Below are 22626 nucleotides of genomic sequence, written 5' to 3'. Positions count from 1 at the left end.
CGCCCTGGAATCACCACCACCACCGTTGCTGGTTGATGCTGCTGGCATAGTACGGCCATTCAGGGTCACCATATTGTTGTCTGCACCAAAGCCACGCACGGTTATTTGCGAACCTTCACCGTTTGAACGGCTGATGGATACGCCAGTGATGCGCTGCAGAGATTCAGCAAGGTTGGTGTCAGGGAATTTACCGATGTCTTCCGAGCTGATGGCATCAACAACACCGGCGGAGTTGCGTTTGGTATCCATTGAGCGCTCTAACGACGCGCGAATACCGGTAACTGTTACTTCTTCAACCACATCACCTTGCGCGACTGAATAACCACTAAAACCAGTTACGACTGTAGACGCGATAACACTTGCGATGAGTTTCTTTTTGAAATGTGCTCTTGTGTTCATGGAGCTCTCCATTGGATTAATTATGGTCAGGATCTTTATCGGTACTGCACTCCGGTTTAATCGTCCCGGGAGCTGGGGCGATGAAGCCGGATTCACCTTGTCAGCAAGATGATCTGGTCACACTGAGCACTGTGGCTCGTCTCCTTATTACCATTGCCGTATTGTATTTATGACTTTAAAAGCAGCTCGTAGCGTCAGCATGGTCGAATACAAGTATCATATGTTCATATTGACTACAACAAATTGACTCGCATTGGCACACAAAAGTCAGGAGTTGTTACGTCAGGCCACACATTGGCGCACAAATTTACCTGCCGGTAGCACTTTAAAAGGGTTTTTAATTAGTAAAAAAGTAAATTCGCAGCAAACATTGCAAAGAATGGCTATCAGGTGGAAAAGAATTGAAATTGCGGCAATATTTTATTGCTAATAAAAATAAATTTATTAGCAACTTGAGTGCGCTCGCAGGCCTATGCTGTAGAAATAGGAATACGGGGGCAGCCCGATCTAGTGATCGGGCTTTTCAAATGGCAGGATATTGATGACTTGAACGGCGTCTTTTTTGTCTGCTTCGGTTTGGTTGACGCGAGTTTCCAGCTCCCGTGCAACGGGCTTGAAGTGCATCTCCTCTTTATAGCCGCAGGCGACGCACTCGCGATAATCTTTGCCTCCGTTGTTATAGACAACCAACTTGTCCATTTCTGAACAGCGCGGGCAAACCGCGCCTGCGACAAATCGGCGTGTAGTGCTGTAGGCCATTAGGCTGCCTCCCCGGTGATGCCACTGTGACGCAAGAGCGCATCTATTTCAGGTTCGCGGCCGCGGAAATTTTTGAACAGTTCCATCGGCGCTTTACTGCCGCCTTGTTGCAAAATTTCCTGCAAAAAGCTCTCGCCCGTTTGCGCATTAAAAATACCTTCCTCTTCAAAACGCGAGTAGGCATCGGCCGATAACACTTCCGCCCATTTGTAACTGTAATAGCCCGCCGCATAACCGCCCGCAAATATATGGCTGAAACTATTTTCGAAGCGATTGAATGCCGGCGGTTTTATTACTGCAACCTGCGCGCGCACTTGATTCAATACATCCTGAGCGGATTGGGGCGCGGCCGGATTGTATTCGGCGTGCAAACGGAAATCGAACAACGAAAATTCAATCTGGCGGATCATTTGCAAACCGGATTGGAAATTTTTTGCCGCGAGCATTTTATCGAGCAAGTGTTGCGGTAGCGGCTCTCCGGTTTGGTAGTGGCCGGAAATTAATGGAATCGCCTCCGGCTCCCAACACCAGTTCTCCATAAATTGGCTGGGTAATTCGACGGCATCCCAAGCGACGCCGTTGATTCCGCTCACTGCGGCCACATCAATTTGCGTGAGCATATGATGCAGGCCGTGACCAAATTCATGGAACAGCGTGGTGACTTCATCGTGGGTAAGCAAAGACGGTGTAGTGCCCACTGGCGGTGTGAAGTTGCAGGTTAAGAAGGCGACCGGCAATTGCACACCTGTTGCGGTTTTGCGGCGCACGCGGCAATCGGCCATCCAGGCGCCGCCTTTTTTCTTATCGCGTGCAAACAGGTCGAGATAAAAGCTGGCTACCTGCTCGCCATTTTTGAAGATGTGATAAAAGCGAACATCAGGATGGTAAGTATCAAATTCCGCAATCTGTTTTACCTCAATCCCAAAGAGACGCTTCACCACGTCAAACATACCGGCGATAACTTTCTCCGCCGGAAAATAGGGGCGCAACTCTTCTTGCGACACAGAGTATTTTTCCACGCGCAATTTTTCGCTGTAATAGGTGGTATCCCAGGCTTGCACATCCGCACAGCCATTGCGCGCGGCAAATTCGCGCAATTCTGCGTAATCGCGCTCGGCATAGTGTTTGGATTTTTGCGCAAGCTCCGTTAAAAATTGCAGCACCTGTGCAGGCGACTCGGCCATCTTGCTCGCTAGGGAGCGTTCGGCATAACTTGCAAATCCTAACAGCTGGGCAAGTTCATGGCGCAAGGTGAGTGTTTCAGCAATCAATGGAGTATTGTCGAACTCTGCTGCTGAACTGCCGTCCGCCTTTTTACCTGCGGCTGATGCGCGAGTCACATAAGCAGTATAAATTTCTTGGCGCAGTGCGCGGTTGTCGGCATACATAATCACCGCATAGTAAGACGGGAAATCCAGAGTGATCACATAGCCTGACAATCCTTTTTGTGCGGCCGCCTGCGCCGCTTGTGCAAGTGCGGATTCAGGCAATCCCGCCAGCGCGTCTGCATTATCAAATTGTTTAAACCAGGCCTGGGTTGCATCCAGCACATTATTGGAAAATTGAGTCGAGAGTTCGGACAGGCGTTTTTGAATATCGCCAAAGCGTTTTTTATCCGCATCATTCAACGCAACACCACCTAAACGAAAATCGCGCAGTGCGTTATTGATCGTTTGCTGCTGCGCTTGCGTCAGCTGTGCAAATTCGTCGCTGTCGGCCAGCTGTTGATAAGCCTTATAAAGGGCTTCGTTCTGGCTGAATTCGGTCGAGTAGTCAGTCAGGAGTGCGACACTTTCGGTGTAGGCTTTGCGCAATTCTTCGCTGTTGGCAACCGAATTTAAATGGCTAACAGGCGCCCAGGCTTGATCCAATTTATCGCCCTGTTCTTCCAAAGGAGCAACCAAGGTGTTCCAGCTCGGGCTGGGCAGATCGGCGAGGAGCTGCGCAAGCTGTGCGCGGCCCTGCTCAATTAATTCGCTAATCGCCGGCGTTACCTGCTCGGCGGCGATGGCAGAAAAAGGGGGCAATGTATGGCTTGCTAATAGCGGGTTGGTCATGCGGCTTGCTCCGTGGGGCGAAAATGGGGCGGGGTTTGACGTATCATACACCCATCGATTTCTATACCTATTAATGATCAGGGTTTTCAGGAGCATATCTATGGGCGCGATAAGGCATTACCAAGGCCACTCACCACAATTAGGTGCGCGAGTATTTGTCGATGAATCCTCCGTCGTCATTGGCGATGTGGTGCTTGGTGATGACGCCTCCGTCTGGCCCTGCGTAGTCATCCGCGGCGATATGCACAAAATCCGCATAGGTGCGCGCACCAGCGTGCAGGATGGCTCGGTACTGCACATCACCCACGCGAGCGATTACAACCCCGCTGGTCATCCATTAATTATTGGTGACGATGTCACCGTCGGCCATTCTGTTTGCCTGCATGGCTGCACCATTGGCAACCGCGTATTGGTCGGCATAGGTTCGACTATCCTTGATGGAGCTGTAGTGGAAGATGAGGTGGTCATTGGCGCCGGTTCGCTGGTGCCTCCGGGCAAGCGGCTCGAATCGGGTTTTATGTATATGGGCACACCAGTGAAACAAATCCGCCCGCTCAAGGAAACCGAAAAATCGTTCTTTTTATATTCGGCCAATAATTACGTGAAGCTTAAAAATACTTACCTGAATGAGATGTAGTACCTCTAGTAATGCAAACGTCTTTGTTAACTTGGCCGGTGATTGGCTGCCTGATTTTTTTAGCGCGTGGCGCATGCGCGCAGACAAAATCAGCCGAGCCAATCAATCTGACACCGCAAGCAAACAGTGTTTATGTGGTGCAAGATCATCGCTGGGCACCGTTTGCGTTTCGCAACCAGCAAGGTGAGCCGGATGGATTAATTATCGATATCTGGCGTTTAATCGGCCAAAAGATGCAGCGCCCGATTGAATTTGAATTGCTCGATTGGCAGCACACCCTGCATAAAGTGCGCGACTCAGGTTCGCATATTCATGGTGGTTTACTGCAATCAGAAGAGCGCGCAACTTATCTTGAATTTTCCAACCCGCTGTTGCAATTACGCGGTGCGTTGTTTATCGATAGTAAAAAATTGGCCAACGCGCTCGACATAACCGATCTTAATAACGTGCCAATAGGTGTTACTGCCGCAGGTTATGAAGAAGAATTTTTAAGCTCGCATTATCCGCACTTGAAAGTGCGCCTCTACAACAATAATGAACAATTGGTGGAGGCAGCTACGCGCGGTGATATCCATGCATTTGTTGCCGATTATCCGGTGGGTATGTACTACCTTGAGCGGCTCACTACTCCCGACAAATTCCGGGTGCTCAGCGTACTTTATTCGCGCAGTGTGCACGCCGCTGTAGCGCGTGGAAATAAAATTGCACTCAAGGATATTAATGAAGCAATCGCAAAAATCACGCCGGAAGAAATGACGGCTATCACCCAAAAATGGATTAATCGCGAAGAAATACTGGTAATTCCCTGGGGTTGGATTTTACTGCTCAGCGGCTGCTTGGGTGCAATCATTATTGGTGTGTTGCTGCATCACAACAAAACCCTTGCACAAAAAATTGCCGCGCAAAACACCGCGCTGAAAGAGCGCGAGCAGCAAGTCGATTTGCTTACCAGTAATATGACTGACTGGGTGTGGACGGTGAATGCACAGAATTGTTTTTCTTACGTCAGCCCGTCAGTAACAAAATTACTGGGTTATACGCCAGAAGAACTGCTCAATCAAAATATGAATATTGTGTTGCACCCGAATGATCATGAGCGCGCCTATGCGCAGTACGCTCATGTGCTTGCTGCCGCACGACGCGGCGAATTTAATGGTTATCGCGATTCGATTGCACGCTTTGATTTGCAGCATAAAAATGGCCAGATGATTTGCACTGAAGCTGCGGTGCGCACTTTTTTTACACCGGTTGGTGAATTCGCCGGTGCCCAGGGTTGCTCGCGCGACATCGGCGAACGCAAGCAGGCAGAGGATGTTATCCGCCAAATGGCATTCAATGATCCACTCACCCAGTTACCCAATCGCCGTCTGCTCAACGACCGTATCCAACAGGCGATGGCTGGTTGCAAGCGCCATCGCCAATATTGTGCGGTGTTGTTTCTTGATCTCGATAATTTTAAATACGTGAATGACAATTACGGCCACGACAATGGCGATTATTTATTGCAACAAATTGCCCAGCGCTTGTCATCTGGAATCCGCGACAGCGATACGCTCGCGCGTTTTGGGGGCGATGAATTCGTGGTAGTGTCCGAACAATTAAGCCAGGAATTGGACACAGCAAAACATCAGGCATTATTAATCGGCATAAAAATGCTGGAATTATTTGAGCGGGATTTTTTATTGCGTGACGCCCACTGCCATATCACCACCAGTATTGGTATCGCGTTATTTAATGATGATTCGCGCTCAGTCACCAGCTTGCTAAAACAAGCGGACATCGCCATGTATCAAGCTAAAGCCAACGGACGCAACCGCTGCGTGGTGAGTGACACACCTAGTTTGTTTATATAACCGTTAAGGACAATTAACCTATGCTGACTCGCTATACCCTGCCCATCTGCAATCCTGGTGGCTCCCCATCGAATGAGCACTTTTCGGTTAGTAAAATTATTTGTATCGGCCGAAACTATTCCGAGCACGCGCGCGAAATGGGCCATGATCCTGAGCGCGAACCGCCGTTTTTCTTTTTTAAACCGCAAAGTGCACTAGCGCAAAACAACACAGATTTTATTTATCCGCATTTTTCACAGCAGGTTGAGCATGAAATTGAATTAGTGATTGCGATTGGAAAATCCGGTGCGCAAATTGGCATCGCCGACGCAGCAGATTATGTGTTTGGTTTTGGTGTAGGTCTGGATATGACCTGCCGCGACCGCCAAAAAGAAGCCAAAAAACTGGGCCGTCCTTGGGAGCTAGGTAAAGGCTTCGACGGATCAGCTCCCTGCACCGCGATCCAACGCGGCTCACTGGATGACTTCAAACAATACGGTGATCTGGTATTAACCCGCAACGGTGAAGAAGTACAGCGCGGCAATTGGCGTACTATGGTCTGGTCAATTCCCGAATTAATTGCCGAGGTATCACGTTATATAAAATTGGAAAAAGGCGATTTGATTTTTACCGGTACACCGGCGGGTGTTGGCGAAGTACAACCCGGCGATAAATTGTGTGCGAAGCTGGAAGGATTTGCGCAAGAACTCAATATGACGATAACAAAAAAACAGGGCTGATTATCTCAGCCCTGTTCTCCGGGCGGCGAAGGTTTATGGCAAATCAAACACCAATGCCTTCACCGCTTTTTGCTGTGCAACCATCACCAGACTATTAATGTCTTCGATTTTTGCGCCATCGCCTGGTTTTACGATTTCCCCCTCAATCGCCAACTCGCCGTTTATCACATGCACGTAGTATTTACGTTTCGTTGATGCAGGCAATTCAGCACTGGTATTGCCATCGAGTAAAAGTTGATACAAACGTGCATCCTGTTTGATCACTAAACTGCCGGCTTCACCGTCAGGACTTACGGCAAGTGTTAAACCTTTTTTATTACCAAAATCTTTTTGCTGATAACCCGGTGTTTGACCGTACACATTCGGTTGAATCCAAATTTGCAAAAAGTGCAACTCTTTCGTTTGCGATGGATTAAATTCGCTGTGACGGATTCCACTGCCCGCCGACATCAATTGGAATTCCCCAGGCGGCAGAGTCGCCACATTACCTGCGCTATCTTTGTGGGCGATTTCGCCGTCGAGTACGTAGCTGATAATTTCCATATCGCGATGACCGTGGGTATCAAAACCGGAATCGGCAGCCACACGATCATCATTAATCACCCGCAGTGCTGAAAATCCCATCTGGCGCTCGTCGTAATAATTGCCGAATGAAAATGTATGTTTGCTCTTCAACCAGCCGAAGTCGGCACCACCGCGCTGGTTGCTGCGTCTGATATTGATCATAGGTCACCTCATTTTTTACGGCGCTTTGCGCAGCGCCGCGGGTCAGGATTTTGTAACTATCGTTCGGTGTAAATTGCCGGTTTAGATTTTGTGGGCGATCAGGCTGTCGGCACTTGCACGGCCACCACCAGAGATCAGCAGCGATACCGCACCTGCCAATAACGCCAGGCCAAACTCATAACCGTTGTTGCTCATAAACAGGCCGTTGTTGATATGCACCGAGAAAATCGCCACTACCATGGTCACGGCTAATACCAATGCGCTTGGGCGAGTCAGCAAACCGAGGATCAGGAACAGGCCGCCGAAGAATTCCGCTGAACCTGACAAAGCCGCTAAGAACACACCTGGCTCAAGACCGATCGATGCCATCCACTGGCCGGTACCTTCCAAACCGTAGCCGCCGAACCAGCCAAACAGTTTTTGTGCGCCGTGGGCAGCGAAGATAATTCCCAGTGGTAACCGCAGTGCCAGTGCGGAGAAGCTGTTATTGGTGGCGAAAACTTTAGCGATTGTACTCATGATGAACTCCGAAATATGTGATGTTGGGTTAGTTGGTTTGGCGCCTTGCTAACTGCTTATTCGCCTCACTTGTTGCTAGATTAGGCTTGTACCCGGCAACAAAAAAGCGGAAGATTTTGAGCTGTTAATTCAATTTTTTTGATCATTCGATTGAGGCCATCGCCATGCACCATGCCATCACCCTGGATGCTCTTAGAGTCCTTGATACAATTGACCGAAAAGGCAGTTTTGGGGCAGCGGCCGAGGCGCTGTTCAAGGTACCATCAGCGTTGTCTTATACGATTCAAAAGCTGGAATCAGACCTTGGCATCAACCTTTTTGATCGTACCAAACAACGTGCGCAGCTAACGGCAGCGGGGCGTTTGTTACTGGAACAGGGGAGACAGTTGCTCCAAGCAGCTAATGCAATAGAAGAGGCGGTGCAACAATTGGAATCCGGTTGGGAGACGCAGCTGCGCATCGCCAAAGACACAGTCCTGCCACTTGCGCCCCTATTGCAGCAGATCAACGCGTTTAACCTGCTCGACAAACGCGTTGCCATTACCATCAGCGAAGAAGTATTGGGCGGCACCTGGGATGCACTGATTGCCGAGCGCTGCGATCTGGCGCTCGGCGCGAGCGGCGACTTGCCGAAAGGAATTTTTGAATATCGCTTGATGGGTGAAGTGGAATTTGTCTTTGCTGTTGCGCGCGAACATCCACTCTGTTTACACAAAGGACCGGTGGACGCCGCTGCTATCAGCGCCTTTCCTACCATTGTGATGGCGGATTCATCACTCAATTCACCAGGGCGTTCATCGGGCTTATTGGAAAGTCGGCAAATTATTCGCGTCGCCAATGTGACTGCAAAAATTCAGGCGCAGGTCATGGGCGTTGGCGTGGGATTTCTACCAAAGCATTTGATTCAACAAGAGTTGTTACGAGGTGAGCTAATCGAATTGAATTGTGCTGTACCGCGTCCGAATATTCCGCTCTATATCGCATGGCGCAAAAACAATTCGGGGAAAGCGTTGCAGTGGTTTGTGGAGGCTTGCTGCAGTGCGGAATGGTTTATTCAGAATTGATTTATTAACCCTAATGCGGCAGCAATAATCGCCGCATAACGCAGAGATTTCCCTATCGCAACCAACACCAAAAACTGCCAAAAACGAATGCGCATAACACCGGCAAAAAAAGTGAGTGGATCGCCAATAACCGGCACCCAAGCAAACAAAAGTGAAAGCAATCCATAGCGCTGAAATTGTTGTTGCGCACGTGCTAATTGTTCCGGTCTAAATGGAAACCATTTTTTTTCCTGCCAACGCAGACATTCTTTTCCCAAGTACCAATTGATGCAGGAGCCAAGCGTATTACCGCTGGTTGCAACTAACCAGAGCAATAGCGGCGAATAGTGTTGATAGAGAAGTGTGACGAGTAACGCTTCAGACGAGAGAGGAAACAATGTGGCGGCGATTAGCGCGGTAAAAAATAACGAAAGATAAATCATAGCGCCACGGCAGGATAATCAATACAGAAGTAGCGCCCAAAGCATGTTTGGGCGCATCGTAGAGTTTATTTTTTCTCGGCAATTTGGCGGCGCATCGCCGTAATAACCGGCACCACTTCCGGGCGAATTTGTCGCCACAAATAAAATGCTTCTGCGGCCTGGCCAATTAACATGCCCAATCCATCGGCAAGCTGTGCGGCACCACGTTCTTTCGCCCAGCGTAAAAATATCGTTGGCTCCGGACCGTACATCATGTCGTAACAGCATGCGCTAGTCGCGAGTAAGGTATCAGGGAGTGGTGGCAATTCACCTTGCATACTCGCCGAAGTACCATTGATCACCAAATCAAATACTTCACCGTGCAATTGTTCGAATGTTTTTGCAAGCACATCGCCGAGATCGTGAAAATTTTTCGCCAATTCTTCCGCTTTGCTTTGCGTGCGATTGGCGATTACCACTTGCGCCGGCTTTTCTTCCAGAAGCGGCTGTAAAATGCCACGCACTGCGCCGCCCGCGCCGAGAATTAATACGCGCTTGCCTTCCAGCTCCCAGCCGAGATTGTGCATATCGTGGATCATGCCGATGCCATCGGTATTGTCACCGAGGATAGTCCCATCACTTAATTTCGCCAGCGTATTGACCGCACCAGCACGCTCAGCACGCGCCGTACGTTTTTGCGCAAAGTCGAATGCATTTAATTTAAACGGCACTGTAATATTTAAACCTTTGCCACCCTGCGCAAAAAATTCTTGCGCGCTTTTTTCAAACTCACCTTCGTTTACGAGTTGTTTGGTGTAGTGCATATCCTGGCCAGTCTGCTCGGCAAACTGGCGATGGATATGGGGCGACTTGCTGTGGTTAATCGGGTTGCCGAACACGGCATATAAATCGGTCATGAGCTATCCAACACCTAACATCAAAAAAGAGCATTCAAAAAAACGGTTACCAAGACTAACTAAAATTTATTTCAGCCAGTCGCGATGCGGTAAAAATTTGTCGTAGAGTTCTGCTTCGGCACTCCCTGCATCTGGCTGCCAGTTGTATTCCCAGCGCACCAGCGGCGGCAGCGACATTAAAATCGATTCAGTACGGCCGCCGGTTTGAAGGCCGAATAAGGTGCCGCGATCGTACACCAGATTAAATTCCACATAGCGGCCACGACGATAGAGTTGGAAATCGCGCTCGCGTTCCGTAAACGGTGTAGCTTTACGTGCGCTTACAATGGGCTGGTAGGCGGGTACATAGCTGTTGCCCACGGCTTGCATCAACGCAAAACTGTGCGCAAAACTTTCTGCGTTGTAATCATCAAAAAATAATCCACCTACGCCGCGCGCTTCATCGCGATGTTTCAAATAAAAATAGTCATCACACCATTTTTTAAATTTGGGATAGATGTGTTCACCGAGTGGATCGCAGGCATTTTTAGCGGTCTGGTGCCAGTGGATAACATCAGCTTCGTTACCATAGTAGGGGGTCAAATCGTAGCCGCCACCAAACCACCATACGGGCGCTGCGCCTTCTTTTTCGGCGATAAAAAAACGCACGTTGGCATGGCTGGTGGGCACGTAGGGATTGTGTGGATGAATAACCAAGGACACACCCATGGCTTCAAAAGCCCGCCCGGCTAATTCCGGGCGGTGCGCCGTCGCCGATGCAGGCATTTGGGTGCCGTGCACATGGGAGAAATTCACGCCGCCTTTTTCAATCACTGCGCCATTGGTCAACACCCGCGAGCGGCCACCGCCGCCTTCGGTGCGGGTCCAACTATCCTCAACAAATTGCGCGCCACCATCTTCTGCGGCAAGGGCATTGCAAATGCGGTCTTGTAAATCAAGCAAATAGGCTTTGACGGCGGCTTTATCCGGCCCATGAGATGTAGTCATGAGAGTTCCTTAGCGTTGGTTTGGCTAATCGAGAAAGGCCGCCATTCTACGCGGCCAAAGGCGAAAGGGGAAAACTAGTTAGCGGGGCTTTGATGCCAATCATACAGCAGTGACAAATCAGCCGGGGCGAACAATCGCCCCGGTCAGCAAATCGCGAATCTCTGAAGGGGCAGTGCGCTTGCCGACCTGACCAGCCGTAATCGCATCCAATTGGTTGCCAAAATAGCGACGCACCTGATGGATATTCGTGGCCGGTGCCATACCTTGGGGATTGCAGGAGGTAGAAACGAGAGGCCCGCCAAATGCGCGCGATAGACCTGCGGCGACGGGGTGATCGGTCACCCGCAGCGCGACACTACTGAAATTGCCGCTGATCCAGTTGGGGATCAGCCCGTTGTTAGGGACTAACCAAGTGTAAGGACCTGGCCAGGAGTTTTTTAACCGCTGGCGCTGTAGATCATCCAAATGATGGATAAAAGGATCAAACATGCGGATATCTGCCGCGATCAGGATCAGCCCCTTTTCTACCGGACGATCTTTGAGCGCCAACAACTCCAGCACAGCACCCTCATCAAAGGGATTACACCCGAGCCCCCACACGGCTTCGGTTGGATAGGCAACAACCCCGCCCAGTTTCATTTGACGGGCGGCAAATTGTACCCGGGGATTACGCGACCAATCGATCATGGACAATACCTATTATCAAGTTACTGCCAATCTACCCCAGCTATGATGCAAGCTCAAGAATTCATGTGCTGATCATAGGCGCTGATAACAAGCGCCCACTTGCTGGATCAAACCTTTGATTTCCAAACCTATCAACTGCGCCGACAAATTGCCCACATCCAGGCCGGTGCGCTCCGCCAGCAGATCGACCGGGAGCGGGTCATAACCCAGTGCCTGGAGCAGGCTCCGCTCATCCTCTCCCAGCTGCGGCCCCTCATCGACAACAGCAGGTTCAGCAAACAATTCCGGTTGCGCTGCCCTGGCCGATTTCACCTCTTGACGCTTATAGCTGAGCAACCCGGCGAGCTGATCGACAATATCCTGCGCTGTTTCCACCAGTGTCGCGCCTTGACGAATCAATTGATGGCACCCGCGCGCCAGCGGGTTGTGGATCGAACCGGGGATCGCAAACACTTCGCGGTCGTGTTGTAACGCATAGGAGGCGGTAATCAGCGAACCACTTTGCACCGCCGCCTCGACCACCAATGTGCCGCCACTCAGGCCGCTGATGATGCGGTTGCGCTGGGGAAAATTACTGGCATGCGAAGAGGTCCCAAGGGGAAACTCGCTCACTAAGGTGCCACCGTTATCTACGATCTCTTGCGCCAATTGACGGTGGCGGGAGGGGTAGATCAAATCGATTCCGGTACCCATCACCGCGATAGTTTTACCGCCCGCGCGCAGGGCACCGCGGTGGGCCGCCGCATCTATCCCCAAGGCCAAACCACTGGTAATCGCAAAACCGCGCTCGGCAAGGTAATGCGCAAAGCGCTCGGCGTTCTCGCTGCCACCTCCGCTGGGGTTGCGGCTGCCGACGATTGCCAGTTGAGGGAGACTGAGGCAGGTTGGGTCTCCGCGCACATAGAGCAGCGGCGGCGGACGGGGGATTTCGCGCAACAAGCGCGGATAAAGCGGATCGTCATAAGTGAGGCAATGCAGGCCGGGCTGGGACTCTATATAGGCCAGTTCGGCTGCCAGCTTTTGCCCCACATCACTACCTTCAGGGTCTGAGTTAAATCGGGCAAGCATCTCGGCAGCAGCCGGATTGAGGAAGGAGCGCCAGGATTGAACAGGCTGACTGAGCAATTGTTGGGGGCTTTCGACTAATTCAAGCAGTCGCCAGTATCCGGCAACACCCACATCGGGGAGACGTAAAACTAACAGGGAAGCAGCGAGCGGAGAGAGCATAGATATCATCCTTGAAACAGGCTGCCCATGCGGGCAGCTAACCTACTCAATATTTACGGGTTGCGTACTTTGTCGTTGACTGCAAGCGCGCGATCCGCCTCCAGAACCAACGCAAAACTCATCTTTTCAAAAGTGCGAAATACCATCAGCAAGCCAGCGTGCTCATCCGGCAGGTCAACTTTGCCGCCTCGAACGCGGTCGGTGATTACTTCGCCTTTTTTATAGATCGCCAAGACATTGCCGATTTGCAATCCTTCGCGTTCACCGCGATTGATAATAACAACACTGAATTTGCCTACTTGGGTCACGCCGCCTTCAACAGCAATGATTTGTGCTTCTATTTCAGTGTCTGGTGCGCTGGGGAAGAACACCGAGTCTACCGAACGGTCTTCGCTTGGGAGCAGATTATCCCCAGGGCGAACCTCTTCAAAGGTGCGCAGAATATTCAGGGTAGCAATTTCTGCATCGATTTTCTCCACAGACACAGTGCCGATGCCTTGCGCGTAAACGCCGAGAAATTCTTTAGTTACAGGGTCTTTAAATGCCTGACCTTTGCGGTAAATACTGTAGTTGGAGTAATTGGTATCAAACTGGCCGCGTGCGTAGGCACGGTCGCCAGCACCGACGATCACGTGCTGCTGCTGACCAGCCAGCATATAAGGCGCCGCTTCCAGCTCGCCTTGCCCAACAATACGGCTGCGCGATAAAAAAGCATCAATTTTATCGAGGGGAATTGCGCTGATTGCGTCTTCCGTACTTTGGACACGGATGCTGGGGCTCAGCTTAGTCGCCCCATTGATCCCGCCGCCAGCAGCACCCGGCACCATTTTCAGGGTGCGCTCAACCGTCAGGCGCGGTTGACCATCCAGATAGATCAGCTTGATCAAATCACCAGGGAAAATCAGGTGAGGGTTTTCAATTTGGGGGTTAACATGCCAAATCTCTGGCCAGAGCCAGGGGCTATTCAAAAAGGTACCCGAAATATCCCAAAGGGTATCGCCCTTTTTGACTGTGTATTCATCGGGGTGACCCGTTTTAAGAAGTGCATCATCCGCCCAGGAAAAGAAGCTGATGAGTGAAGCCGCCGCGACGGCCAGTAATATTTTTTTCATAGAAACCGATCCTGTTTTATTCGGTCCTGAGGCAGATAGACGTATAATAGTTAATTAAAAGCCCATGCTGTTTCCGTTTGCACTGCATAAATCCTGTGCGATCATCATGTTAGCAGCGGTTATTACCTTTTTACTAGAAGTTTGTCACAAACACTATGGCCTTGTTACCTATCCTTGAATTTCCAGACCCACGGCTGCGCACTGTCGCCAAACCCGTCACAGAAGTGGACGATAAAATCCGCAAGCTGGTGGATGATATGTTCGATACCATGTACGACGCTCCCGGTATTGGCTTGGCGGCATCACAAGTCAATGTGCACAAGCGCGTAGTAGTTATAGACGTGAGTGAAGATAAATCCCAGCCGATGGTATTTATTAACCCCGAAATCGAGGTTTTGGATGCCGAGCTGTGCGAATACGACGAGGGCTGCCTGTCAGTGCCAGGGTTTTATGAAACCGTAGTACGCCCCGGCCACATTCGGGTGCGAGCATTAGATCGCGACGGCATTCCGTTTGAAATCGACCCCCAAGGGGTGTTGGCAGTTTGCATCCAGCACGAGCTTGATCATTTAAACGGCAAGCTGTTTGTGGATCATATCTCGCCCTTCAAACGTACCCGTATTCGTGCAAAATTGGAGAAGAAACACAAGGCTGAAGCGCGCTAGGCGTGCGCAGCAGAAAAAGGCGCTACTGGCGCCTTTTTTATTTTCTATCACTATCTGTTTCAACGTTTTGCAATCTGACAGGTTATTCATGAGCCAAGGTTTACGCATTATTTTCGCAGGAACACCGGAGTTTGCCGCCGAGCACCTGAAGGCACTGCTAAATAGCCACCATCAGGTCATCGCTGTCTATTCCCAGCCAGATCGTCCTGCTGGGCGCGGCAAAAAACTGACCGCCAGCCCTGTTAAGGAAGCGGCGCTCGCGCATGAAATCCCGGTATATCAACCGCTCAATTTTAAATCACCCGAGGCTGTTGCCGAACTTGCGGCGCTTAATGCTGATTTGATGGTGGTAGTTGCTTACGGATTGATCCTGCCGAAGGTAGTGCTCGATACTCCGCGCCTCGGCTGCATCAACGTACATGCCTCTATCCTGCCGCGCTGGCGCGGCGCCGCTCCTATTCAACGTGCCATCGAAGCGGGCGATAGTGAAACCGGCGTCACCATTATGCAGATGGATGTGGGGTTGGATACCGGCGATATGCTGATCAAAGCATTTTGCCCGATTTTGCGCGAGGATACCGGCGGAAGCCTGCACGATAAGCTCATCAGCACTGGCACTCCCGCCCTGCTTGAGGCACTCGATTTGATTCAGTCCGGCACTATCACACCTGAAAAACAGGACGATAGTCTGAGCAACTATGCCCCCAAGCTCAGCAAAGAAGAGGCCGCGCTAAATTGGCAGCTATCCGCCACCGAGTTGGAACGCAAAGTACGCGCATTCAACCCCTTTCCAGTTGCACACACCAAACCAGCGGGCATGGGAGATGACCAGCGCATCCGCGTTTGGGCGGCAACTTCATTGGATAAAACAACCAACGCCACACCCGGCAGCATCACCTACATCAACGACCAAGGTTTGTGGATCGCCTGCAAACAGGGTCAACTTATCCTCGAACAGCTGCAATTGCCGGGCAAAAAGGCGATGACGGTGGGTGAAATATTAAGGGGCCACCCGGACTTATTCAGTGTCGGTGACCTGCTGGAGCAACCGGCATGTTAAGTGTGCGTGCCGCTGCGGCGCAGGTTATTGCGCAGATACTGGCCTCGAAAGGCTCGCTATCCAGCCTATTGCCTTCTGTTTCGGCGAAGATTGCCGATAATGACCGCCCATTGTTACAAGAACTTTGCTTTGGAACCTGCCGTTATTATCCGCAATTGCAGGCCTACACCGAGTGCCTGTTGGACAAGCCGCTCCGCGCCAAAGATGGCGATGTGCAAGCGCTTTTGCTGCTCGGCCTCTACCAACTGCTGCACACGCGCATCCCCGACCACGCCGCCATTGGCGAAACAGTCGAAGTTACGCGCCATATCAAAAAACCCTGGGCGACCAATCTGGTCAATGGCGTATTGCGCAGTTTTCAGCGCGATAGTAGCAGGATTAACGAATTTCTCACCGAAAATCGCGCTTTTATGAGCAATCATCCCGCGTGGATGGAGGCGATGATCAGCAAATGCTGGCCGGAGCAGTTTGAACAATTAATCGCCGCCAATAACCAGCATCCGCCATTTAGCCTACGTTTAAATACGAACAAGATCAGCCGTGACACTTATCTACAACTGCTGGGCGATGCCGATATCACCGCCAAGCCGACACAGTTTAGCCCTTATGGCATCACCCTTGAGCAGGCTTGTGACCCGCGCAAACTGCCGCATTTCACCGAAGGCTGGTTGAGTGTGCAGGATGAAGCAGCGCAATTAAGTGGCGATTTGCTGCAATTGTCGACCAACTTGCGAGTATTGGATGCCTGCAGCGCTCCCGGCGGAAAAACCGGACATTTACTGGAATTAGAGCCAAGCCTGCGAGTGACTGCATTGGATGCCGATGAACGCCGCTTGGCCCGTGTGCGCGAAAACCTGAGCCGCCTCGGCGTAACTGCCGATGTTGTCTGTGGTGATGGCACCAAACCCGACAGCTGGTGGGATGGCGAGCTTTACGACCGCATCTTGCTCGACGCCCCCTGCTCTGCGACCGGTATTATCCGCCGCCATCCGGACATCAAAGTGCTACGCACTCCAGAGGAGCTGGACAAGCTCGGCGAGCTACAGCAACAACTGCTGAAAAACCTCTGGCCATTGCTTAAACCGGGCGGCATTTTGCTCTACGCCACCTGCTCGATTATGCCTAAGGAAAATACCCGCGTGATTGAAGCCTTTTTGGCACGCAACAAGGATGCAAGTTGCGACCAACTCGATGTCGATTGGGGGTTGGAACAGGTGTGCGGCAGGCAGCTTTTGCCGCAGATGGATGGTCATGACGGTTTTTACTATGCGCGTTTACGCAAGCGCGCTTGATCTGACAGTAAATTAACCAAAATCCACAAGTTAGCCGACGATAGCGGCAAATGAATGCTTGCAGCACTAGACTTGGCGATGAACTAGATAGCGAATAACAACAGGCAAACTATGAAAATCATTATTCTCGGCGCCGGGCAGGTCGGCGGCAGTCTAGCGGAGCATCTGGCAAGTGAATCCAATGACATCACTGTCATCGATACCGACGAAGCGCGTCTGCGCGAGCTGCGTGACCGGTTGGATATCAGCGTCGTCACCGGTGAAGCTTCCCACCCCGATGTACTTGCCCAAGCCGGAGCGGAAGACGCCGATATGCTGGTTGCGGTTACCAGCAACGATGAGATCAATATGATCGCCTGCACTGTGGCGAGCAATCTGTTCCACACTCCCACCAAGATCGCGCGGGTACGCGCAACTTCTTACCTGACTCACCAGCAGCTGTTTGAATCGGGCGCGATTCCGGTCGATGTACTTATCAGCCCAGAGCAGCTGGTGTCTGAATATATTTTCCGCTTGGTCGAACAGCCCGGCACCCTGCAGGTAGTGGACTTTGCCGATGGCAAGGTGCAACTGGTGGCAGTTAAGGCCTATCACGGCGGCCCCTTAGTCGGTCAAGAGCTTCGCTTTTTACGCGAGCATATGCCCTCCGTCGATACGCGGGTGGCAGCGATTTATCGGCGCAATCGCGCCATAGTGCCCACCGGAACGACGGTGATCGAAGCCGATGACGAAGTATTTTTCATCGCCGCCAAAGCGGATATTCGCGCGGTAATGAGTGAATTGCGTCGGCTCGAAGTTGCCTATAAACGCATCACCATTGCCGGCGGTGGCAATATTGGCTTGCGTCTGGCAAAAATGCTCGAGGGTCGTTACAACGTGCGCGTCATTGAGTACAACAAAACCCGCTGCATTCGCCTCTCGGAACAGTTGGAGCGGGCGATTGTGATTCAGGGCAGCGCGTCAGATAAGGATTTGTTGATGGAAGAGAGCATTGAAGATACCGATGTTTTCCTCGCGCTCACCAACGACGATGAAGCCAACATCATGTCGTCCATGCTCGCCAAACGACTCGGCGCGCGCAAGGTGATGACGCTGATTAACAACCCCGCCTATGTGGATGTGGTGCAAGGTGGCGATATCGACATTGCTATCTCGCCGCAAACCACCACCATCGGCAGCCTGCTCACCCATGTGCGACGTGGCGATATAGTCAACGTTCACTCATTGCGGCGCGGAGCTGCCGAGGCGATTGAAATTATCGCTCACGGCGACGCCAAATCCTCAAAGGTGGTTGGCAAAGCGCTGGAAGATATCGACTTGCCCGAAGGTGCAAACATTGGCGCGATTGTGCGCCAGGGGCCGGATGGCGACGAAGTCGTCATCGCACACGACAATGTGGTGGTGCAGTCCGGCGACCATGTAATTGTGTTTTTGCTGCAGAAAAAACATATCCGCGACGTGGAAAAGCTCTTCCAGGTGGGTTTCAGCTTCTTCTAAACCTCTGATTGCACCGCCACTTTAGGCCAGCACCTAAAGTGGCGAGCTTTAGCTCCCGCGCTTCCCCTAGCATCCGCGCACCGGTGTATTACCGGCTAACGACAACAACAGGGGAACCATAATGATCATAAGAAATGTGCTACTTCCCGCCAGTCTCGGTCTGGCGATCAGTTTACTCACAGCCTGTGGTGGTAGCGGCGGAGGCAAGTCCGCCAATTCCAGCATTGCGCCATCCAGTTCCAGCCCACCGCCTGCCAGTTCCAGTGCAGCAGCGTCGAGCTTGCCTGCATCCAGTGTAAGCAGCGCAACAAATAGCTCCATAGCAGCCTTCACCGGATTGCTGATCCAAGCGGAGGACTATGTCCGCTACTACGACACCACAACGGGCAACACCACCGGCGAATACCGCACCGACGGCGTTGACATTGAAAAATCTACTGACACCGGCGGCGGTTTCAATATTGCCTACATAGATCCGGGTGATTGGCTGGAATTCAGTGTGAATGTGAGCGCTGCAGGCGAGTTTGCCATAGAAAGCCGCGTCGCGACTGCACAAGCTGGAGGATTGTTCAGCTATGAAATTGATGGCAAAACTGCTTCGGGTGAAATCAGTGTCGCACCCACTGGTGGATGGCAAACCTGGGTGAGCCTAAACAATCCTATCGGTCGGCTTGAAGCAGGTAACTACGCACTCTGCGTACAAATGAAGAGCGGGCCATTCAACCTCAACTGGATGAAAATCACCTCAACCAATGGCGGCGCCATGAGCCTAAGCCAGACACCGAAGGGAGATGCCAGCAGTTGTATCCACCCTGTTGAGCCACCCAAGGTGACGGTGCCAGAGCGGATCAAGCTGAACCAAGTGGGCTTCACCCCCAACGCCGAGAAGCTCGCGGTGGTTCCAGCCGTGGAGGCGACCAGTTTCACTGTGCTTAAGGCCGGAACTACCGAGGAAGTGATGTCCGGAACCCTGAGTGCCGCTGCGGTTTGGCAACCGTCTTTTGAGTCGGTCAAACTGGCTGATTTCTCCAGCCTTACCGCGCCGGGGAGTTACGAATTGAAAGTCGCCGGTGTCACCCAGACGGCTCCTTTTACCGTCTCGGCTGACGCCTACAAAGCCGTCAACGCCGCCGCACTGAAATCTTTCTATTTCAATCGCGCTAGTACCGCACTGCTGGAAACCCACGCGGGCATCTACCAACGCGCGGCAGGTCATGCAGATACTAACGTGTTCATCCACGCCTCCGCCGCCGATGCCAAACGCCCCGAGGGCACTATCGTCAGCGCCCCCAAAGGCTGGTATGACGCGGGCGATTACAACAAATACATCGTCAACTCGGGTATCACCACCTACACACTGCTGGCGGCATTCAAGCGTTTTCCCGCCTATTTCACCGCTCAATCACTGAATATTCCTGAATCGGGTGATGCTGTGCCAGATATCCTGAACGAGGTTATGTGGAACCTGGAATGGATGCTGGCGATGCAGGATCCCAATGACGGTGGCGTTTACCACAAGCTGACCAGCAAGGGATTCAGCGGTTTTGTGATGCCCGATGCCGATACGTCCGAGCGTTACATGGTGCAAAAATCCACCGCCGCCACCCTCGATTTCGCTGCCGTGATGGCCGCTGCCAGCCGGGTCTACGCGGACTATGAAAGCCAGTATCCGGGTCTGTCCGCCAAAATGCTCGCGGCAGCCAAATCCGCTTGGGCGTGGGCAAAAGCCAACCCGGCCGTTTACTACGCGCAGCCGGCGGATATCCAAACCGGCGGCTATGGCGACAATAATGTCAGCGATGAATTCTTCTGGGCGGCAGCGGAGCTTTATATCGTCACCAAAGACGATAACTACTACAGCGTAATGAATGCGGCCGAGACCAGCGCTGATGTACCCGGCTGGGGCGGTGTAAAAAGCCTGGGTTGGATGTCACTCGCTCAGCATCTGGATTCGCTCACTGCTGCAGCCGATAAGGCGCTGATCAAGGACCGCTTAACCCAATTAGCAGTAGGTATTAGCACCAAGAAAAGCCAGTCCGCTTACGGCGTATCAATGGAGACAGGGGATTTTTTCTGGGGTAGCAATTCCGGCGCACTCAATCAGGCGATGATGGCGCTGGAGGCCTACCAGTTGGATACCAGTAAAACCGCCTATCGCCAAGCCGCCCAAGCCTTGTTCGACTACGTGATGGGGCGCAATGCGACTGACTATTCCTTTGTGACCGGTTTTGGCAGTAAATCGCCCATGAACATCCACCATCGCCCCTCCGGCGCTGATAGGATAGCGGCGCCGATTCCCGGATTTATCGCCGGTGGCCCGCACCCGGATCACTACAGCGATTGCAGCAGTTATCCATCGCCCTTGCCTGCCAAGTCATTTGTCGATCTGGAATGCAGCTACTCCACCAATGAGATAGCCATTAACTGGAACGCGCCGCTGGTGTATGTATCGGCGGCTCTGCAAGTGCTTAACCCCTAACCCTTCAATAACCAGGCCGGTTGCCTGCGATAACAGCAACCGGCTACTTTTTTTCGCTGTAGATCGCTTATGATGCGGGTTCGCAATTTCCCAGACCCGTCACAGGAGCATCCGATGGCAAACGTTAAAACCCAACTGGTTGTACTCGGCAGCGGCCCCGGTGGCTACTCCGCCGCCTTCCGCGCCGCCGATCTAGGCTTGGACGTCACTTTGGTCGAGCGCTACTCAAGCCTCGGCGGTGTCTGCCTCAACGTGGGTTGCATTCCCTCCAAAGCCCTTTTGCACGTCGCCGAAGTCATCAACGAATCCCATCATGCGGGCAATCTCGGCCTCAGTTTCGGCCCCGTTCAGCACGACCTCGATAAAGTGCGCAGCTACAAAGATTCCGTCGTCAGCAAGCTGGTCTCCGGCGTTCACGCCATGGCGAAAGCACGCAAGGTGCGAGTAGTTGAGGGTTATGGCAAATTTGTAAGCGATCACCAACTTGCTGTAGTGCAAGGCAGTGACACCACTCTGATCGATTTCGACAACGCCATTATCGCCGCCGGTTCACGCAGTGTGAAACTGCCTTTTATCCCCGAAGACCCGCGTATTTTTGATTCAACCGGCGCGCTCGAATTGCGTTCCGTAACATCGCGCCTGTTAGTGATTGGGGGTGGGATTATCGGCCTGGAAATGGCGACTGTGTACGAAGCGCTCGGCAGCAAAGTCACCGTGGTGGAATTCGCCGACCAACTGGTACCCGCAGCGGACAAAGACCTGGTCGCCATCTACAGCAAGTACAACAAAGACAAGTTTGAAGTGCTGCTCTCCACCAAAGTGGAAGCGGTTACGGCCAAACCCGAGGCCATTGAAGTCGCCTTTAGCGGTGCCAATGCGCCCGCCGAACCACGCCAGTTCGACGCCGTTCTTGTCGCGGTTGGGCGCGTGCCTAACGGCAAGCTGATCGATGCCGAAAAAGCCGGTGTGAATGTGGACGAGCGCGGCTTTATCGCCGTCAACCAATACCTGCAAACCAATGTGCCGCATATTTACGCGATTGGCGACATCATCGGCCAGCCCATGCTCGCCCATAAAGCCAGCCATGAAGGCCATGCCGCCGCCGAAGGTGTCGCAGGCCATCCGCATGCGTTTGACCCAATGGCGATCCCTTCCATCGCCTATACCAACCCGGAAATTGCCTGGGTCGGCCTGACCGAAAAAGAAGCCAAGCAGCAGGGCCTGGATTACAAAACTGCCGTCTTCCCTTGGGCCGCCAGTGGCCGCGCCATTGCCGCGGACCGCAGTGAAGGCAAAACCAAACTCATTTACGATGCAAAAACCGATCGTTTATTGGGTGCGGGATTAGTCGGGGTCCATGCAGGCGAATTGCTCGGGGAATTGACCTTGGCACTGGAGTTTGGTGCGAGCGTGGAAGATATCGCCCTCACTATTCACGCACACCCAACCCTTCATGAATCGGTTGGTCTGGCGGCGGAAGTGGGTGCGGGCACGATTACGGATTTGCCGAATCCCAAGGCGACACTGAAAAAGTAAATCGATTTTCAGAAAAACGAAAAGGCCGATCAG

The 22626-nt window shown here is 52.2% G+C and carries 21 protein-coding genes; 10 read left to right on the top strand and 11 right to left on the bottom strand.

Going from position 1 to position 22626, the window contains the following annotated elements:
* From B4E62_RS00540 to prlC, 3 genes are all read right to left on the bottom strand, one after another.
* Window positions 1-399, bottom strand: a 399-nt coding sequence (locus B4E62_RS00540; RefSeq protein WP_331350668.1) for a TonB-dependent receptor plug domain-containing protein, incomplete at its 3' end; no start/stop codon positions are given.
* 507 nt (window positions 400-906) lie between these two features.
* On the bottom strand, window positions 907-1158 hold the full coding sequence (locus B4E62_RS00535; RefSeq protein ID WP_331350667.1) for a YheV family putative zinc ribbon protein: 252 nt from the start codon (window positions 1156-1158) through the stop codon (window positions 907-909).
* Entirely contained in the window at window positions 1158-3215 is a 2058-nt protein-coding gene (prlC, locus tag B4E62_RS00530; protein WP_331350666.1) for an oligopeptidase A, read from the bottom strand. Before prlC ends, B4E62_RS00535 begins: the two co-directional genes overlap by 1 nt.
* A 100-nt stretch (window positions 3216-3315) precedes the next feature.
* On the opposite strand from prlC, the gene B4E62_RS00525 reads away from it, so the two are divergent.
* From B4E62_RS00525 to B4E62_RS00515, 3 genes are read left to right on the top strand one after another with little or no spacing between them, the layout of a single operon-like run.
* Entirely contained in the window at window positions 3316-3852 is a 537-nt protein-coding gene (locus B4E62_RS00525) for a gamma carbonic anhydrase family protein (protein ID WP_331350665.1), read from the top strand.
* Window positions 3853-3863: 11 nt separating this feature from the next.
* Window positions 3864-5705: a diguanylate cyclase domain-containing protein gene (locus B4E62_RS00520; RefSeq protein ID WP_331350664.1), complete on the top strand. Its 1842-nt coding sequence runs from the start codon at window positions 3864-3866 to the stop codon at window positions 5703-5705.
* A gap of 20 nt (window positions 5706-5725) precedes the next feature.
* The gene (locus tag B4E62_RS00515; RefSeq protein ID WP_331350663.1) at window positions 5726-6424 is read left to right on the top strand and encodes a fumarylacetoacetate hydrolase family protein; all 699 of its coding nucleotides are present in this window, start codon (window positions 5726-5728) and stop codon (window positions 6422-6424) included.
* 33 nt (window positions 6425-6457) lie between these two features.
* On the opposite strand, the gene B4E62_RS00510 is transcribed toward B4E62_RS00515, so the two are convergent.
* A complete protein-coding gene (locus B4E62_RS00510; protein ID WP_331350662.1) occupies window positions 6458-7150 on the bottom strand; it encodes a pirin family protein in 693 nt (230 codons plus the stop codon).
* A gap of 81 nt (window positions 7151-7231) precedes the next feature.
* Complete coding sequence (locus B4E62_RS00505; RefSeq protein ID WP_331350661.1) at window positions 7232-7669, bottom strand: DoxX family protein; 438 nt, start codon at window positions 7667-7669, stop codon at window positions 7232-7234.
* Between the two features lie 164 nt (window positions 7670-7833).
* On the opposite strand from B4E62_RS00505, the gene B4E62_RS00500 reads away from it, so the two are divergent.
* Complete coding sequence (locus B4E62_RS00500; RefSeq protein ID WP_331350660.1) at window positions 7834-8733, top strand: LysR substrate-binding domain-containing protein; 900 nt, start codon at window positions 7834-7836, stop codon at window positions 8731-8733.
* Here B4E62_RS00500 and B4E62_RS00495 read toward each other — a convergent pair.
* From B4E62_RS00495 to B4E62_RS00470, 6 genes are all read right to left on the bottom strand, one after another.
* Window positions 8724-9155, bottom strand: a complete 432-nt coding sequence (locus B4E62_RS00495; RefSeq protein WP_331350659.1) for a YqaA family protein — start codon at window positions 9153-9155, stop codon at window positions 8724-8726. The two genes, B4E62_RS00500 and B4E62_RS00495, sit on opposite strands and share 10 nt — an antisense overlap.
* Before the next feature lie 65 nt (window positions 9156-9220).
* Window positions 9221-10051, bottom strand: a complete 831-nt coding sequence (aroE, locus tag B4E62_RS00490) for a shikimate dehydrogenase (RefSeq protein ID WP_331350658.1) — start codon at window positions 10049-10051, stop codon at window positions 9221-9223.
* Window positions 10052-10117: 66 nt separating this feature from the next.
* The gene (gene hemF, locus B4E62_RS00485; RefSeq protein ID WP_331350657.1) at window positions 10118-11038 is read right to left on the bottom strand and encodes an oxygen-dependent coproporphyrinogen oxidase; all 921 of its coding nucleotides are present in this window, start codon (window positions 11036-11038) and stop codon (window positions 10118-10120) included.
* Between the two features lie 117 nt (window positions 11039-11155).
* Window positions 11156-11725: an L-threonylcarbamoyladenylate synthase gene (locus tag B4E62_RS00480; protein WP_310074772.1), complete on the bottom strand. Its 570-nt coding sequence runs from the start codon at window positions 11723-11725 to the stop codon at window positions 11156-11158.
* 72 nt (window positions 11726-11797) lie between these two features.
* Entirely contained in the window at window positions 11798-12952 is a 1155-nt protein-coding gene (gene dprA / locus B4E62_RS00475) for a DNA-processing protein DprA (protein WP_331350656.1), read from the bottom strand.
* A gap of 53 nt (window positions 12953-13005) precedes the next feature.
* Window positions 13006-14064 carry a LysM peptidoglycan-binding domain-containing protein gene (locus tag B4E62_RS00470; RefSeq protein ID WP_310074766.1) on the bottom strand — a complete coding sequence of 353 codons (1059 nt, stop codon included), beginning with the start codon at window positions 14062-14064 and terminating at the stop codon, window positions 13006-13008.
* Window positions 14065-14219: 155 nt separating this feature from the next.
* On the opposite strand from B4E62_RS00470, the gene def reads away from it, so the two are divergent.
* The 6 genes from def (at window position 14220) to lpdA (ending at window position 22593) form a co-directional block, all read left to right on the top strand.
* The gene (def, locus tag B4E62_RS00465) at window positions 14220-14729 is read left to right on the top strand and encodes a peptide deformylase (protein ID WP_331350655.1); all 510 of its coding nucleotides are present in this window, start codon (window positions 14220-14222) and stop codon (window positions 14727-14729) included.
* Between the two features lie 88 nt (window positions 14730-14817).
* Window positions 14818-15789 carry a methionyl-tRNA formyltransferase gene (fmt, locus tag B4E62_RS00460; RefSeq protein ID WP_331350654.1) on the top strand — a complete coding sequence of 324 codons (972 nt, stop codon included), beginning with the start codon at window positions 14818-14820 and terminating at the stop codon, window positions 15787-15789.
* Window positions 15783-17081: a 16S rRNA (cytosine(967)-C(5))-methyltransferase RsmB gene (gene rsmB, locus B4E62_RS00455; protein WP_331350653.1), complete on the top strand. Its 1299-nt coding sequence runs from the start codon at window positions 15783-15785 to the stop codon at window positions 17079-17081. The genes fmt and rsmB overlap by 7 nt, the downstream gene beginning before the upstream one ends.
* Before the next feature lie 111 nt (window positions 17082-17192).
* On the top strand, window positions 17193-18578 hold the full coding sequence (trkA, locus tag B4E62_RS00450; RefSeq protein ID WP_310074758.1) for a Trk system potassium transporter TrkA: 1386 nt from the start codon (window positions 17193-17195) through the stop codon (window positions 18576-18578).
* Window positions 18579-18699: 121 nt separating this feature from the next.
* Window positions 18700-21057: a glycoside hydrolase family 9 protein gene (locus B4E62_RS00445; protein WP_331350652.1), complete on the top strand. Its 2358-nt coding sequence runs from the start codon at window positions 18700-18702 to the stop codon at window positions 21055-21057.
* A 114-nt stretch (window positions 21058-21171) separates the two neighbouring features.
* Entirely contained in the window at window positions 21172-22593 is a 1422-nt protein-coding gene (gene lpdA / locus B4E62_RS00440) for a dihydrolipoyl dehydrogenase (RefSeq protein WP_331350651.1), read from the top strand.
* Window positions 22594-22626 lie beyond the last annotated feature (33 nt).

This window comes from Cellvibrio sp. UBA7671, from assembly GCA_002483145.1.
Classification (GTDB): Bacteria; Pseudomonadota; Gammaproteobacteria; order Pseudomonadales; family Cellvibrionaceae; genus Cellvibrio; species Cellvibrio fibrivorans.
This window is presented reverse-complemented; position numbering and strand designations above follow the sequence as displayed.